This window comes from Bradyrhizobium sp. AT1 (assembly GCF_001590795.1).
Lineage (GTDB): Bacteria > Pseudomonadota > Alphaproteobacteria > Rhizobiales > Xanthobacteraceae > Bradyrhizobium.
The window spans coordinates 6,772,394-6,787,150 of the sequence record NZ_JXDL01000001.1; the positions used below are offsets into that span (position 1 = coordinate 6,772,394).

13 protein-coding genes and 1 pseudogene are annotated in these 14,757 nt (G+C 65.2%); 11 read left to right on the forward strand and 3 right to left on the reverse strand.

What is annotated here, in order from left to right:
- Positions 1–50 precede the first annotated feature (50 nt).
- Entirely contained in the window at positions 51–257 is a 207-nt protein-coding gene (locus SE92_RS31425) for a DUF2065 domain-containing protein (RefSeq protein ID WP_063202310.1), read from the forward strand.
- A 143-nt stretch (positions 258–400) separates the two neighbouring features.
- Positions 401–1,891, forward strand: coding sequence for a Do family serine endopeptidase (locus tag SE92_RS31430; protein WP_063202312.1), 1,491 nt, complete (start codon positions 401–403; stop codon positions 1,889–1,891).
- 162 nt (positions 1,892–2,053) lie between these two features.
- Here the strand turns inward: SE92_RS31430 and serB are convergent, their stop codons facing one another.
- A complete protein-coding gene (gene serB / locus SE92_RS31435; protein ID WP_063202314.1) occupies positions 2,054–2,959 on the reverse strand; it encodes a phosphoserine phosphatase SerB in 906 nt (301 codons plus the stop codon).
- A gap of 11 nt (positions 2,960–2,970) precedes the next feature.
- Between serB and miaA the strand changes: the two genes are divergently transcribed.
- From miaA to SE92_RS31480, 9 genes are all read left to right on the forward strand, one after another.
- A complete protein-coding gene (miaA, locus tag SE92_RS31440; RefSeq protein WP_063202316.1) occupies positions 2,971–3,912 on the forward strand; it encodes a tRNA (adenosine(37)-N6)-dimethylallyltransferase MiaA in 942 nt (313 codons plus the stop codon).
- Positions 3,913–4,245: 333 nt separating this feature from the next.
- Positions 4,246–6,021, forward strand: coding sequence for an acetolactate synthase 3 large subunit (locus SE92_RS31445; protein WP_063202319.1), 1,776 nt, complete (start codon positions 4,246–4,248; stop codon positions 6,019–6,021).
- A gap of 23 nt (positions 6,022–6,044) precedes the next feature.
- Complete coding sequence (gene ilvN, locus SE92_RS31450; RefSeq protein WP_028145447.1) at positions 6,045–6,587, forward strand: acetolactate synthase small subunit; 543 nt, start codon at positions 6,045–6,047, stop codon at positions 6,585–6,587.
- A 3-nt stretch (positions 6,588–6,590) separates the two neighbouring features.
- The gene (locus SE92_RS31455) at positions 6,591–7,280 is read left to right on the forward strand and encodes a class I SAM-dependent methyltransferase (protein WP_063202321.1); all 690 of its coding nucleotides are present in this window, start codon (positions 6,591–6,593) and stop codon (positions 7,278–7,280) included.
- 66 nt (positions 7,281–7,346) lie between these two features.
- Complete coding sequence (locus tag SE92_RS31460) at positions 7,347–8,234, forward strand: EamA family transporter (RefSeq protein WP_063202323.1); 888 nt, start codon at positions 7,347–7,349, stop codon at positions 8,232–8,234.
- A 7-nt stretch (positions 8,235–8,241) separates the two neighbouring features.
- Positions 8,242–8,844 (forward strand): LysE family translocator, encoded by a 603-nt coding sequence (locus SE92_RS31465; RefSeq protein WP_063202330.1) that lies wholly within the window; start codon positions 8,242–8,244, stop codon positions 8,842–8,844.
- 133 nt (positions 8,845–8,977) lie between these two features.
- A complete protein-coding gene (gene ilvC / locus SE92_RS31470; RefSeq protein ID WP_027529584.1) occupies positions 8,978–9,997 on the forward strand; it encodes a ketol-acid reductoisomerase in 1,020 nt (339 codons plus the stop codon).
- A 159-nt stretch (positions 9,998–10,156) separates the two neighbouring features.
- Positions 10,157–11,008, forward strand: coding sequence for an SDR family oxidoreductase (locus SE92_RS31475; RefSeq protein ID WP_063202333.1), 852 nt, complete (start codon positions 10,157–10,159; stop codon positions 11,006–11,008).
- 245 nt (positions 11,009–11,253) lie between these two features.
- Complete coding sequence (locus SE92_RS31480) at positions 11,254–12,966, forward strand: sulfatase-like hydrolase/transferase (protein ID WP_063202335.1); 1,713 nt, start codon at positions 11,254–11,256, stop codon at positions 12,964–12,966.
- 1 nt (position 12,967) lies between these two features.
- Here SE92_RS31480 and SE92_RS31485 read toward each other — a convergent pair whose 3' ends face one another.
- Both SE92_RS31485 and SE92_RS31490 read right to left on the reverse strand, forming a co-directional pair.
- A complete protein-coding gene (locus SE92_RS31485; protein ID WP_063202337.1) occupies positions 12,968–14,527 on the reverse strand; it encodes a glycine betaine ABC transporter substrate-binding protein in 1,560 nt (519 codons plus the stop codon).
- A pseudogene (locus tag SE92_RS31490) lies at positions 14,524–14,757 on the reverse strand (ABC transporter ATP-binding protein); the annotation flags it as partial. The gene SE92_RS31485 and the pseudogene SE92_RS31490, both read right to left, overlap by 4 nt.

Genomic DNA, 14,757 nt, shown 5'->3' on the forward strand with positions numbered 1-14,757 from the left:
TCGCCGCCCTTCGTCCAAACGAAAACAGCGCCACGGGAGGTTCCCATCCGATGAGGTCCATTGCGTTCGCCGACTTCCTCATCGGCCTGGGCATTCTGTTCGTGCTGGAGGGCCTGATGTTCGCGGCCAGTCCGAACTGGATGCGCAAGGCCATGAAGAGCGCCATCGCTACCCCGGACAACGTCCTGCGGGCGGTCGGGATCGGTTCGGCGGTTGCCGGCCTCGTCCTGATCTGGGTCATGCGACGCCCCGTTTAGCCGCAGCGCCAACGCCAAAGTGAAGGCGGCGTACCGGTTTTCGCCGTATTATCGGGCTCTTGAGGTCCTTTGAGCTCCGCGCTTGCGCCGTCCCCACATTCGAGCGCAGTCTGGACGCCGAATCCCTTTCTCTGGAGATGCCAATGACCGCTGCCACCATTGCCCCGACCCGCTTGCGTTTAGGGCTGGCCGCGCTCGCCGTCAGTGCATTCAGTGTGTTCGGCACGCCGGCTCATGCGCGTGGACCGGATGGCATCGCCGATGTCGCCGAGAAGGTGATCGACGCGGTCGTCAACATCTCGACCTCGCAGACCGTCGAAGCCAAGGGCGGCGGCAGCAACACCATGCCGCAACTGCCGCCCGGCTCGCCGTTCGAGGAGTTCTTCGACGACTTCTTCAAGAACCGGAAGGGCCCCGGCGGCAGCAAGGGCGGTGACAATAGTCCGCCGCGCAAGACCAATTCGCTCGGAAGCGGCTTCATCATCGACACCGCGGGCGTCGTCGTCACCAACAACCACGTCATTGCCGACGCCGACGAGATCCACGTCATCCTCAACGACGGCACCAAGATCAAGGCCGAGCTGGTCGGCGTCGACAAGAAGACCGATCTCGCCGTGCTCAAGATCAAGCCGCCTAAGCCGCTGGTCGCGGTGAAGTTCGGCGATAGCGACAAGCTGCGCCTCGGCGACTGGGTGGTCGCGATCGGCAATCCGTTCAGCCTGGGCGGCACGGTGACGGCCGGCATCGTTTCGGCCAAGAACCGCGACATCTCCTCGGGGCCCTACGACAGCTACATCCAGACCGACGCCTCCATCAACCGCGGCAATTCCGGCGGTCCGCTGTTCAACCTCGACGGCGACGTCATCGGCGTCAACACGCTGATCATCTCGCCCTCCGGTGGCTCCATCGGCATCGGCTTCGCCGTGCCGTCGAAGACGGTGGTGGGCGTCGTCGACCAGCTCCGCCAGTTCGGCGAGCTGCGCCGCGGCTGGCTCGGGGTGCGCATCCAGAGCGTCACCGACGAGATCGCCGAGAGCCTCAACATCAAGCCGCCGCGCGGTGCGCTGGTTGCCGGCGTCGACGACAAGGGGCCTGCCAAGCCGGCCGGCATCGAGCCGGGTGACGTCGTCGTCAAGTTCGACGGCAAGGACGTCAAGGATCCGAAGGACCTGTCCCGCGTCGTCGCCGACACGGCGGTCGGCAAGGAGGTCGACGTCATCATCATCCGCAAGGGCCAGGAAGAAACCAAGAAGGTCACGCTCGGCCGCCTCCAGGATCCCGACAAGGTGCAGGTCACGGCGAAGACCGACGAGCCAGCGCCGGAAAAGCCGGTGACGCAGAAGGCGCTGGGCCTCGATCTGGCCGCTCTGAACAAGGATCTGCGTACGCGCTACAAGATCAAGGACAGCGTCAAGGGCGTGGTCGTCACCAATGTCGACGCCAATTCCGACGCCGCCGAGAAGCGGCTCTCCGCCGGTGACGTCATCGTCGAGGTCGCGCAGGAGGCCGTCTCGAGTGGCGCCGACATCCAGAAGCGCGTCGACCAGCTCAAGAAGGACGGCAAGAAGTCGGTGCTGCTGCTGGTCTCCAATGCCGACGGCGAGCTGCGGTTCGTGGCGCTGAGCGTGCAGTAAGGCGGGCTTTTCGCCCCACACTCTCTGTCATGTCCCGCCTAGTGCGCAATTGCGCACGGGGGCGGGGCATCCAGTACGCTGCGGCCTCTCCGTATCCCCGCTCTGTCTTCAAAATACTGGATTATCCGCCTTCGCGGATGATGACAGCCGGAGGGGAGGCGGCTATCCCTCCACGAACTCGTCGCGCCGATACCCCTGCGCATAGAGCAGCGCGGTGAGATCGCCATGGTCGATCCGCGCCGCCGCGGCCGCAGCCACCGCTGGCTTGGCGTGATAGGCGACGCCAAGCCCCGCCGCCTGGATCATCGCGAGATCGTTGGCGCCGTCGCCGACCACGACGGAGTCGATGTCGTCGAGATCGAACGATTCCATCAGATCCACCAGCGTCGCGAGCTTCGCGGCGCGGCCCAGAATCGGCTCCTTCACCTCGCCGGTGAACTTGCCGTCGCGCACGACGAGCTCGTTGGCGCGGTTCTCCTGGAAGCCGATCCTGGCGGCGACCGCGCGGGTGAACAGCGTGAAGCCGCCGGAGACGAGGCAGGTATAGGCGCCGTGCTTGCGCATGGTCGCGACCAGTGTGCTGCCGCCCGCGGTCAGCGTGATGCGCTTGGCCAGGACTTCGTCGACCGCGCTGGCGGGCAGGTCCTTCAGCAGCGCGACGCGCTCGCGCAGCGCCGGCTCGAACTCGATCTCGCCGCGCATGGCGCGTTCGGTGATGGCGGCCACATGTGCCTTCACACCGACCAAATCGGCGAGCTCGTCGATGCATTCCTGGCCGATCATGGTGGAATCCATGTCGGCCAGAAAAAGCTTCTTGCGCCTGAAGCCAACAGGCTGCACGACGATGTCGATGGGCAGGTCGCCGCGCAGCTCGCGCAGCCGCTGCTCGATGGCGTGACGGTCGCCTTCGAGGTTACTGTCGGCGCCGAAGGGGATGTCGACCGCGACCCCGTCGAACAGCCAGTGTGCTGGCGATGCCTGCGGCAGCACGGCGCGGGCGCCGTCGACGATGGTAGAGTCGAGCGCGGGATTGTCGGGGTTGCAGATCAGCGTGGCGACGAGGGACATTTGAGGTTTTCGTGAGCGAGGAGCAAGTCGGCAGAAGGCCTGTTGGCGAGGCCGTGCTTATCGCAGGCCCGACCGCCAGCGGCAAGTCGGCGCTGGCGCTGGAGCTCGCGCTGGCGACCGGCGGTATCGTCATCAATGCTGATTCCATGCAGGTCTACCGCGACCTGCGCATCATCACGGCACGGCCGTCACAGGATGAAGAGGCCCGCGCGCCGCACCGTCTCTACGGCCATGTCGACGCGGCCGTGAACTTCTCGGCCGGCGCCTGGGTGGCTGACGCGGCAAAGGTGCTCGAGGAGGCGAAGGCGGAAGCCCGCTTGCCGATCTTCATCGGCGGCACCGGGCTCTATTTCAAGGCGCTGACGGCGGGGCTCTCGGTGGTGCCGCCGATCGCGGCCGAGGTGCGCGAGGACGTGCGCGCGCGGCTGGAACGGAACGGCGCGGAAGCGCTGCATGCGGAACTGGCGCGTCGCGATTCCCTTGCCGCCGAACGATTGAACCTGCGCGACCGCACCCGGATCGCGCGTGCGCTCGAAGTGGTCGAGGCGACCGGCCGCTCGCTGCTCGACTGGCATCGGGAAGGCCAGCCGCCGCTGCTGCCGAAGGACAGTTTTCGCGCGGTCTTTCTCGCGCCAGACCGTGACGCGCTTTATGCCCGGATCGATGCCCGTTTCGATGCCATGCTGGATGCAGGCGCGCTGGAGGAGGTCGAGCGTCTCGCGGCCAGACAGCTCGATCCGCTGCTGCCGGCGATGAAGGCTCATGGCGTCCCCGCCCTGATCCGGCACTTGCGCGGTGAGCTCAGCCTGGAGCAGGCAGCCACGATCGGCCGGGCCGATACCCGCCACTACGCCAAGCGGCAATTTACCTGGTTCCGGCACCAATTGCCTGACTTCGAATGGGTGAAGCCGGAGGAGGCGAGGGGACGGCTCGCCGCCGTCACGCGTGGATAGCGACACGCTTTTCTGACCGGGTTCCGCAATTTACCTCTCGCCGAACCTGGGGAACACCGCTACACTGCCAAAATCGCGTGGGAACGGCCGCATTGCCTTGACATCCGGGCTTTGGCCGCTATGTTTCGCGCAACCTTTGGGAAGCCGAGCGTCTACCATGCGCAACATTATTACCAAACTCCTTATCGCCGTCGTACCCAGGCACACCGCCGGGGGTGGCTAGCTGCCATCCACATGACAGGCGGTGTGCATGGGTCCCTCTTCGGGGCCTTTTTTATTTCCCGAACCAGACACGAACGAAGCCGCTGACAACAGCGCATCCGGAGCAAGCCAATGAGCGACAAGAGCCACGATCCGAACCAGATGACCGGCGCCGCGATGATCGTCCGCGCGCTCATCGATCACGGCGTGACCGACATTTTCGGCTATCCCGGCGGCGCCGTGCTTCCGATCTATGACGAGATCTTCCAGCAGAGCGAGGTCCAGCACATCCTGGTTCGCCACGAGCAGGGCGCGGGCCACGCCGCCGAGGGCTATGCGCGCTCGACCGGCAAACCGGGCGTAGCGCTGGTGACCTCCGGCCCCGGTGCCACCAACATGGTGACGCCGCTGACGGATGCGCTGATGGACTCGATCCCGCTGGTCTGCATCTCCGGCCAGGTGCCGACGCACCTGATCGGCAACGACGCGTTCCAGGAATGCGACACGGTCGGCATCACGCGGCCCTGCACCAAGCACAATTGGCTGGTGCGCGACGTCAACGACCTCGCCAAGGTGCTGCACGAAGCCTTTTACGTCGCGACCTCCGGCCGTCCCGGCCCGGTGCTGGTCGACGTGCCCAAGGACGTGCAGTTCGCGACCGGCACCTATCATCCGCCGCGTAAGTCCGACGTGCATCGCTCCTACGCGCCGCGCGTGAAGGGCGATGCGACGCAGATCCGCAAGGCCGTCGCGCTGCTCGCGGGTGCCAAGCGCCCTGTGATCTACAGCGGCGGCGGCGTCATCAATTCCGGCCCCGAAGCGACCAGGCTGCTGCGCGAGCTGGTCGAGGTCACCGGTTTCCCGATCACTTCCACGCTGATGGGCCTCGGCGCGTACCCTGCGTCGGGCAAGAACTGGCTCGGCATGCTGGGCATGCACGGCACCTACGAGGCCAACATGACGATGCATGATTGCGACGTCATGCTGTGCGTCGGCGCGCGCTTCGACGATCGCATCACCGGCCGCGTCGATGCGTTCTCGCCCGGCTCGAAGAAGATCCACATCGACATCGACCCGTCCTCGATCAACAAGAACATCCGCGTCGACGTGCCGATCATCGGCGATTGCGGCAACATCCTCGGCGACATCCTGCAGGTGTTCAAGGCGGAGGCGAAGAAGCCCGACATCAAGACTTGGTGGCAGCAGATCGCGCAGTGGCGCGCCCGCAACTCGCTCTATTACAAGAAGAGCAACGACGTCATCCTGCCGCAGCACGCGATCCAGAGCCTGTTCGAGGCGACGCGGGGCAGGGAGACCTACATCACGACCGAGGTCGGCCAGCACCAGATGTGGGCGGCGCAGTTCTACGGCTTCGAGGAGCCGCATCGCTGGATGACGTCGGGCGGTCTCGGCACCATGGGCTACGGCCTGCCGGCCGCGGTCGGCGTCCAGGTGGCCCATCCGGACAGCCTCGTCATCGACATCGCGGGCGATGCCTCGGTGCAGATGACGATGCAGGAGATGTCGACGGCAGTGCAGTACGAGCTGCCGATCAAGATCTTCATCCTGAACAACCAGTACATGGGCATGGTGCGGCAGTGGCAGCAGCTGCTGCACGGCAACCGGCTGTCGCATTCCTATTCGGAGGCGATGCCGGACTTCGTCAAGCTCGCGGAAGCCTATGGCGGCGTCGGCTTCCAGGTGCACAAGCCCGGCGATCTCGACGGTGCCATCCAGGAGATGATCTCGGTCAAGCGCCCGGTGCTGTTCGACTGCCGCGTCGCGTCGCTGGAAAACTGTTTCCCGATGATTCCCTCCGGCAAGGCGCACAACGAGATGCTGTTGCCGGAGCAGGCCAATGACGAGGCGACCGCGAAGGCGTTCGCCGGCGGCAAGGCGCTGGTGTGACGAGAGAGATTGAGGGGACGACAATGAACCAGCCCGCATCCGCCTACTTCATCGAAGAGCGCCACGATCCGAACGAGACGCACACGCTTGCCGTGCTCGTGCAGAACGAGCCCGGCGTGCTCGCGCGCGTCATCGGCCTGTTCTCGGGCCGCGGCTACAACATCGAAAGCCTTACGGTCTCGGAGACCGAGGCCCAGAAGCATCTGTCGCGCATTACCATCGTCACCACGGGCACCCCGATGGTGATCGCGCAGATCAAGAACCAGCTCGACCGCATGATCCCGGTCTACCAGGTCGTCGACATGACCCAGACCCGGCGCTCGATCGAGCGCGAGCTCGCCATGGTCAAAGTGCGGGGTCAGGGCGAGCATCGCGTCGAGGCGCTGAGGCTGGCGGATGCATTCCGCGCCCGGGTGATCGACGCCACCACCGAGAGCTTTGTGTTCGAGATCACAGGCAATACCGACAAGATCAATCAATATATCGACCTGATGCGCCCGCTCGGCCTCGTCGAGGTGTCGCGCACCGGCGTTGCCGCGATCGGCCGCGGGCCCGAAGGGATGTGAACCATGCTGGCGCGCGACTGGTACTATAACGAGCGGAACCGGATGGGGATCGGGCCCGCTGTGGCCTCGATCTATGACAGCCACGACGATGCCGATCTGCGGGCGCGCGCCGCGCTGAAAATGCTGGGTGTCCAGCGCGGCTGGCGCATCGCCGATATCGGCTGCGGCAACGGCGTTCTGGCGACCGAAGCGGCGCTGATGGGCGCCGAAGTCGACGCCATCGACATCTCGCCGGCGATGCTGGCGCTCGCCGAGATCTACGCGCGCGACCGCAAGGCGCCCGTGCGCACCCAGTCTGCCGGCCTGCTCAGCTTCGCCTACCGGCCGGAATCCTACGATTTGATCGTCAGCGAATTCACGCTGCATCATTTGCCGGATTTCTGGAAGGCGGTGGCGATGTCGCGGATCTTTCGCGCGCTCAAGCCGGGCGCGACGTTCTATCTGCGCGACATCGTCTACGCGTCGATGCCGGACGCGGTCGAGCGCGACGTCGAGCAATGGGCCGACTTCCAGATCAAGAACCACGATTTTTCGCGCGACAGCGTCGTCACGCACATGCGCGACGAATATTCGACCTTCGGCTGGGTCATGGAGCGGATGCTGACCGACGTCGGCTTCACGCTGGTCTCGGCCGATTACCACGCACCGATGCACGGCACCTATCTGCTGCGCAAACCCAATCCTTCCACGTAAGGGCCGGCGAGCAAGGCTAGACAAATAACAACAGGGCTGCACGACAGGGCAGAGCCGAGAACAACAATGAAGCCGGCCGACATCCTCATCGCCATCCTGGTGGCGATCATCTGGGGGCTTGCCTTCGTGGCGAGCCGGATCGCGCTCGACGAATTCTCGCCGGAGCTGATGACGGCCATGCGCTTCGCCATCGCTTCGGTGCCGTGTCTGTTCATTCCGAAGCCCAAGGTGGCCTGGTCACTTCTGGTCGCGATCAGCTTCACGCTGTTCCTCGGCCAGTTCCTGAGCCAGGCTTACGGCATCGCCCACGGCGTGCCGGTGGGGCTGACCAGCGTCGTGGTGCAGAGCCAGGCACTGTTCACTATTGGCTTTGCGGCGATCGCATTCGGCGAACGGCCGACGCCGGTGCAGACGCTCGGCATCGTCATCGCGGCGGCGGGCCTGCTCATGATCTGCGGCACCGTCGGTTACGACTTCAGCGTCGGTGCGTTCGCGGTGCTGATGATCGCTCCGATTTGCTTTGCGATCGGCAATCTTCTGCTGCGCGGGGCGCGCGGTGCGCCGATGTTCGATTTGTTTGCCTGGCTGTGCCTTACCGCCGCGGTGCCGCTATTCGCGCTCACGCTGGTCGTCAATGGACCCGCGCCGACTTTCCAATCGCTGATCCACATGTCGCTCACCGGTCTCGTCTGCCTGGTGGCGATCGGCGCGATCTCCACCAGCATCGCCTATTGGCTGTGGGGCCGATTGCTGCGCGACTACCCCGCCGCGCAAGTGGTGCCGTTCGCGCTGCTGGTGCCGTTCGTAGGCTCGGCTGCCTCCAGCATCGTGTTCGGCGAGCGGTTCGGACCTTTGCGGCTCGCCGGCATGCTCACCGTGATCGTTGGTATCGCGGTGATGGTGCTGGCGAACCGGCCCAAGGCGTTAGCCAAGCCGCTCGCGAAGACGGCGTGAGGTGAGCATGTCCCAGTCGCTGTTCTACGCCTTCCTCATCTTCATGGTCGTGATGTATTTCACGCCCGGGCCGAACAACATCATGCTGTTGTCCTCTGGCCTGACCTACGGCTTCCGGCGCACCATCCCTCACATCGTCGGCATCGTCCTCGGCTTCGCCTTCATGGTCGCCGCTGTCGGCCTCGGGCTCGGCTCGGTGTTCCTGGCCTATCCGATCCTCCAGACCATCCTGAAATATGCCGGCGCCGCCTACCTGATCTATCTTGCCGCCGCGATCGCCATGTCCGGTCCGACCAGGCCCGGCGAGGGGGACGGCCGCGGCCCGATGACGTTCTGGGGCGCGGCGATGTTCCAATGGATCAATGCCAAGGGCTGGGTGATCGTGATCGGCACCATCACCGCCTATGCGGCGATCGCCCAATTCCCGCTCAACATCGCGATCCAGACCCTGATCAGCCTGCTCGTCGGCACCGTCTCGACCGTGGTCTGGGCCCTGTTTGGCTCCGCATTGCGGCCGGTCCTGACCTCGGAGCGGCTGGTCCGCGCCTTCAATATCCTGATGGCGATCCTGCTGCTGGCCTCCCTCTACCCCGTTTTCATGGATGCATGATGTCGCGGATTTCCATGCAGAAACGGGTTTCCCTCTGGGGCCGAAATGCTCTAGACAGCCCCCGAAATCCGCAAATTTCACCCTTCGGACACTGACCAATGGCCGATTTTCGGCCCTGAACGAGGAAACGACCATGCGTGTTTATTACGATCGCGACGCCGACCTGAACCTGATCAAGGGCAAGAAGGTCGCCATCGTCGGCTATGGCAGCCAGGGCCATGCCCATGCGCTCAACCTGAAGGATTCCGGCGTCAAGGAAGTCGCCATCGCGCTGCGCAAGGATTCGGGCTCGGTGAAGAAGGCGGAAGCCGCCGGCTTCAAGGTGATGGAAGTCGCCGAAGCTGCCAAATGGGCCGACCTCGTCATGATGCTCACCCCGGACGAGCTCCAGGGCGATATCTATCGCGAGCACCTGCACGACAACATGAAGAAGGGCGCGGCCCTCGTGTTCGCGCACGGCCTCAACGTCCATTTCAACCTGCTCGACCCGCGCGCCGACCTCGACGTGCTCATGATCGCGCCGAAGGGTCCTGGCCACACCGTGCGCTCGGAGTATCAGCGCGGCGGCGGCGTGCCCTGCCTGATCGCGATCGCCAAGGACGTCTCGGGCAACGCCCATGACCTCGGCCTGTCCTACGCGTCGGCCGTCGGCGGTGGCCGCGCCGGCATCATCGAGACCACCTTCAAGGAAGAGTGCGAGACCGACCTGTTCGGCGAGCAGGTCGTGCTCTGCGGCGGCCTGGTCGAGCTGATCAAGGGCGGCTACGAGACGCTGGTCGAAGCCGGCTACGCCCCGGAGATGGCCTATTTCGAGTGCCTGCACGAAGTGAAGCTGATCGTCGACCTGATCTATGAAGGCGGCATCGCCAACATGAACTACTCGATCTCCAACACCGCCGAGTACGGCGAGTACGTCACCGGTCCGCGCATCGTCACCGCCGAGACCAAGGCCGAGATGAAGCGCGTTCTCGCCGACATCCAGGGCGGCAAGTTCGCCCGCGACTGGATGCTCGAGAACAAGGTCAACCAGACCTCGTTCAAGGCGACCCGCGCCAAGCTCGCCCAGCACCCGATCGAGGAAGTCGGCGCGAAACTTCGCGACATGATGCCCTGGATCAAGAAGGGCGCGCTGGTCGACAAGTCGAAGAACTAAGCTTTGCGTTCCCCGGACGCAGTGCAACACGCAAGTGGTGCGCTGCTGATCCGGGGGCCATTGCGGCTCCTGGGTCCCGGCTCTGCGCTTCGCTGCGCTTGTCCGGGACACCAAGAAGAATCCAAGGCATGATCGCGGGAACCTGAGGGAGGGGAGACCATGCGATCTGTCGTCATCACCGGCGCGTCCACCGGCATCGGCTGGGCTACTGCAAAATTCCTGATCGATCGCGGCTATCGCGTCTTCGGCAGCGTCCGCAAGCAGGCCGATGCGGAGCGGCTCGAGGCTGAGCTCGGCGCCCATTTCAAACCACTGCTGTTCGACGTCACCGACGAGGCTGCGGTCCTTGCTGCCGCGCGGAACGTGCGCGAGGCGCTGGGCGGCGAGACGCTGGCGGGCCTCGTCAACAATGCCGGCATCGCGGTCGCCGGCCCCGTGCTCGAATTGTCGGCAGACGATTTCCGCCGCCAAATGGACATCAACGTGATCGGCCCCGTCATCGCGACGCAGGCGTTCGGGCCCTTGCTCGGGGCCGATCCGTCGCTGAAGGGGCCGAAGGGGCGGATCGTGATGATCAGCTCGGTCGCAGGCAAGAACGGCAATCCGCTGTCGGCGCCCTACTGCACCTCCAAGCATGCCATCGAAGGCCTATCCGAGAGCCTGCGCCGCGAGCTGATGCTGTTCGGCATCGACGTCATCATCGTCGCCCCCGGTGCGGTGAAGACGCCGATCTGGAGCAAGGCCGAACAGATCGATCTGTCCGTCTACCAGAACTCGCCCTATCTGCCGGCGCTGAACAAGGTCATGGCTTTCATGATGGACCTCGGCGCCAAGGGCCTGCCGGCCGAACGGATCGCCGAAATCGTGTTCGAGGCGCTGACCGCAGCAAGCCCCAAGGTGCGCTACCAGATCACGCCCGACCCGATGCGCCATCTGATCGGCGCCGTACTGCCGAAACGGACGGTCGACCGCATCATCGCCAAGCGGCTTGGACTGTCGCCGCTGGGGTGATCGGCGGTCAGCTGACCCCGGGCGGTCCTGCGAAGCTCCTTGCCTGCGGCCCATCGCCGCCAGCGAAACATTAAGCGAAGGTCGGATCACGGCGTCCGTTGCCTGTCCTTGACCGTTCAGTTACAGTTTTATGACACGGTGCAGGCTTTCCGGCTGCGCCGGACGCCCTAGCCGCCCTTATTCCCGCCTTGGGCCGGCCAGACGGCTAGGCATTCATTTGGCCGGACCAGAGTTGCGTGTCGTCGATGGCGTCCGCGCCCAATCCAGGTCCTTCTGCCACGACGGCCGTGCTGGCGAGCGTCGCCGCGCTCGGTATCTGGCGGCTGCTCGCCGTTGCCGCGCCGCATCTGGCCGCGCTCGCGCTGATGTACCAGACCGAGACCGATTTCGGCTCGCGGCTCTCGTTCGCGCTGGCCTGGGGCATCCTCAACTTCTTCTGGATCACACTGCTGCGGCGGCCGGCTCTCTCCGGCGCGCTGTCGCTGACCATGGTCGTCGTGCTGGTGCTGTTGTCGCGGCTCAAGCACGACGTCGTGCAGATGACGGTCAACTTCATCGACCTGATGATGATCGACCGCGACACCGTCGCCTTCCTGTTCACGATCTTCCCGAATCTGCGCTGGTCGGTGATCCTGGCCGGCCTCGTCACGCTGCCGCTGATGTATGCGCTGTGGTGGCTCGATCCGTTCCGCATCCGCCGCCTGCCGGCGCTCGCCTGCAAGCTGGCCTGCCTCGCCGCGCTGGTCTTCTATTCGCTCTATCATCCGGACGAGGCCTGGCGCGGCTATTACGACGACGGCTATCTGTCGAAATTCTTCCGCTCCGGCGTCAGCTCGGTGTCCGACTTCGTGCAATACGGCTTCATGGAATCGGCCGCTGCGAGCAACGAGCGGCTCAACATGCCGCTGCTCGATTCCTGCCATCCCGCGGGCCGCCGGCCGAACATCATCATGATCCATGATGAATCGAGTTTCGACATCCGCGCCGCGCAGGGCATCAAGGTGCCGCAGGGCTATGGCGATCACTTCAAGTCCTGGGACGGCAAGCAGCGCACATTCCTGGCCGAGAGCAACGGCGGGCCGAGCTGGTTCACCGAATATAACGTGCTTGCGGGGCTGTCCTCGCGCTCGTTCGGCCGCTTCGCCTATTTCGTGACGCGCATCGCCTCGAACCGCGTCGAGCGCGGGCTGCCGTTGGCGCTGCGCCGCTGCGGCTACGACACCATGTCGCTCTATCCCGCCTATGGCGGCTTCATGGCCGCCCGCAGCTTCCAGATGACGACCGGCATCGAACGCTTCCTCGATTCGAAGGACCTCGGTGCCAAGGACGTCGAGCCGGACAGCTTCTTCTACGGCAAGGCGCTGCAGCTGATGGGCCAGCAGCCGCCGAACAAGCCGCTGTTCACCTTCATCTATCTCGGCGCCAATCATTTCCCCTGGGAGACGCGCTTCCGTCCCGACCTGCTGCCGAACTGGCGCGCGCCGGGCAACGTGCCGTCGATCGACGAATATCTGCGCCGGCAGGCGATGAGCGCCGAGCAGTACAAGGCGTTCATCGCGGGCCTGAAGAAGACGTTCCCCGGGGAGCCGTTCCTGATCGTGCGCTATGGCGATCATCAGCCGGAGTTCGCGCCCGGGATCCTCGAGCCCGGGCTCGACGAGGGCGCCATCGGCAAGAAGCTCGACGCCTACGATCCGCGCCTCTACGCAACCTATTACGCGATCGACGCGGTCAATTTCGAGCCGGTGAAGAGCGATACCGTGATGGACACGATCGACGGTCCCTATCTGCCGCTGCTGATCCAGGAGGCCGCCGGCATCCCGCTCGACCCGTCCTTCGCCGAGCAGAAGGAGATCATGCTCCGCTGCAAGGGCATGTTCTACAGCTGCAAGGACGGCGCCGAAGCGCGGCGGCTCAACCGCCTTCTGATCGACGCGGGGATGATCCGGGGGCTGTAGCCTACCGCCCGCCGACCTTCTCCCACAGCCATCGCGCCACCGCATCCGGCGAGGAGTTCGCGTCGTTGCCGCTGGCGCGCAAATTCGCCTCGCGCATCGTGGCGATGTCGATCTTGCCGAGCAGCGGTTGCAGCGCCGTCTTCAGCTTCTCGTCGCCGGCGCGCTTCGGTGCCAGCAGCAGGATTGCGTCGTAAGGCGGAATCGCATGCTTGGGATCGTCGAGCGCGACCAGGTCGTATTTCGCGATCAGGCCGTCGCTGGTGTAGCCGGCGATGACGTCGACCTCGCCGCTGGCCACCGCCGCATACATGAAATCCGGCTGCATTTGGCGCTGTGCGCGGAAGGAGAGGCCATAGGCCTTTTGCAGCGCCGGCCATTCCGGCCGCGAGAAGAATTCGTAGTCGCCGGCGATCGACAGCGTCGGCGCATGCGCTGCGAGATCGGCGACGGTGCGGACACCGAGCGCCTCGGCCTTCTTCCGCGGCATCACCAGCGCATAGGCATTCTCGAAGCCGAGCTCGCCGAGCAGCGTGATGTTGTCCTTCGCCAGTGTGGCCTTGAGTTCCGCAACCAGCTCCACGCGCGGCTTGATGTCGGTGCGATGCAGCTGATTGGCCCAGAGGGTGCCGGAATAATCGACATAGAGATCGATGTCGCCGGCCTTCAATGCCCCAAAGATCACGCTGGAGCCGAGGCCCGAGCGCGCCGTTGCGGACAGGCCGGCCGCCTGGAGCCGGTCCCGCATCAACGCCGACAGCACGTATTGCTCGGCGAAGGTTTTTGCACCGACCACGTAGCCGGACGGCGAGCGTCCCATGGTCGGCACCAGCGTTGCAGCGACCAGCGCCGCGATGCCGGCCGCGCCGAGGCCGCTGCGCAAGCGGCTGCGCTGGCGCAGGCCGACCTCGATCAGGCCGAGCAACTGATCGACGGCAAGCGCCAGCAGAGCGGAGGCAAAGCAGCCGAACAGCACGAGCACCCAGTTCTGGGTCTGCAATCCCGCAAAGATGTAATTGCCGAGGCTGGTCTGCCCGATCGGCGTCGACAGCGTCGCGGTGCCGATCACCCACACCGCGGCGGTGCGGATGCCCGCCATCATCACCGGCAGCGCCAGCGGCAGCTCGACCATGATCAGCGACTGCCGCCCGGTCATGCCGACGCCTTTGGCGGCCTCGATCAGCGCGGGATCGATGCCGTTGAGCCCGGTGATGCCGTTGCGCAGCACCGGGAGCATCGAATAGAGCGCCAGCGCGAGCATCGCGGGCAGGAAGCCGAACGCCGAAAAGGACACGCCGAACCAGGACAGCGTCACGGATGCCGCCAGCAGCAGCAGCGGATAGAACAGCGCGAGCAGCGCAAGGCCCGGCACGGTCTGCACGATGCTGGCGATCGCGAGCAGGATGGCGCGCGGCGCCGGGCGGTTGCGCGTCAGGATGGCCAGCGGCAGGCTGACGGCAAGGCCGAGCGCGAGCGCGGCAAGACTGACCCGCACATGGTTGCCGAGATAATCGGGCAGATGCCCCAGCGCCTCGCCCCAGCGTGGATCGGCAAGCAAGCTCATGCCGTACCGCCCTGCGGCAGCAGCGCGTTCAGCCGCTCGACCTGGCGGCGCGGCGTGCGCAACAGCTCCAGCACGTAAGCGTCGCTGCTCTGCGACAGCTCGGCGGGCGTGCCCTGGGCGAGCAGCTTCCCCTCGCGCATCACCGCGACGCGGTCGGCGAGCAGGATCGCCTCCGTCATGTCGTGCGTGATCATGACGGTGGTCAGGCCGAGCTTGCGATGCAGGGCACG

Bases quoted from the DNA above. Each gene is read 5' to 3' on its own strand.
- SE92_RS31455 (WP_063202321.1), top strand. From the start codon at position 6,591: ATGCTGGCGCGCGACTGGTACTATAACGAGCGGAACCGGATGGGGATC.
- SE92_RS31425 (WP_063202310.1), top strand. From the start codon at position 51: ATGAGGTCCATTGCGTTCGCCGACTTCCTCATCGGCCTGGGCATTCTG.
- SE92_RS31460 (WP_063202323.1), top strand. From the start codon at position 7,347: ATGAAGCCGGCCGACATCCTCATCGCCATCCTGGTGGCGATCATCTGG.
- SE92_RS31475 (WP_063202333.1), top strand. From the start codon at position 10,157: ATGCGATCTGTCGTCATCACCGGCGCGTCCACCGGCATCGGCTGGGCT.
- SE92_RS31485 (WP_063202337.1), bottom strand. From the start codon at position 14,527: ATGAGCTTGCTTGCCGATCCACGCTGGGGCGAGGCGCTGGGGCATCTG.
- ilvN (WP_028145447.1), top strand. From the start codon at position 6,045: ATGAACCAGCCCGCATCCGCCTACTTCATCGAAGAGCGCCACGATCCG.
- SE92_RS31445 (WP_063202319.1), top strand. From the start codon at position 4,246: ATGAGCGACAAGAGCCACGATCCGAACCAGATGACCGGCGCCGCGATG.
- SE92_RS31465 (WP_063202330.1), top strand. From the start codon at position 8,242: ATGTCCCAGTCGCTGTTCTACGCCTTCCTCATCTTCATGGTCGTGATG.
- serB (WP_063202314.1), bottom strand. From the start codon at position 2,959: ATGTCCCTCGTCGCCACGCTGATCTGCAACCCCGACAATCCCGCGCTC.
- ilvC (WP_027529584.1), top strand. From the start codon at position 8,978: ATGCGTGTTTATTACGATCGCGACGCCGACCTGAACCTGATCAAGGGC.
- SE92_RS31480 (WP_063202335.1), top strand. From the start codon at position 11,254: ATGGCGTCCGCGCCCAATCCAGGTCCTTCTGCCACGACGGCCGTGCTG.
- SE92_RS31430 (WP_063202312.1), top strand. From the start codon at position 401: ATGACCGCTGCCACCATTGCCCCGACCCGCTTGCGTTTAGGGCTGGCC.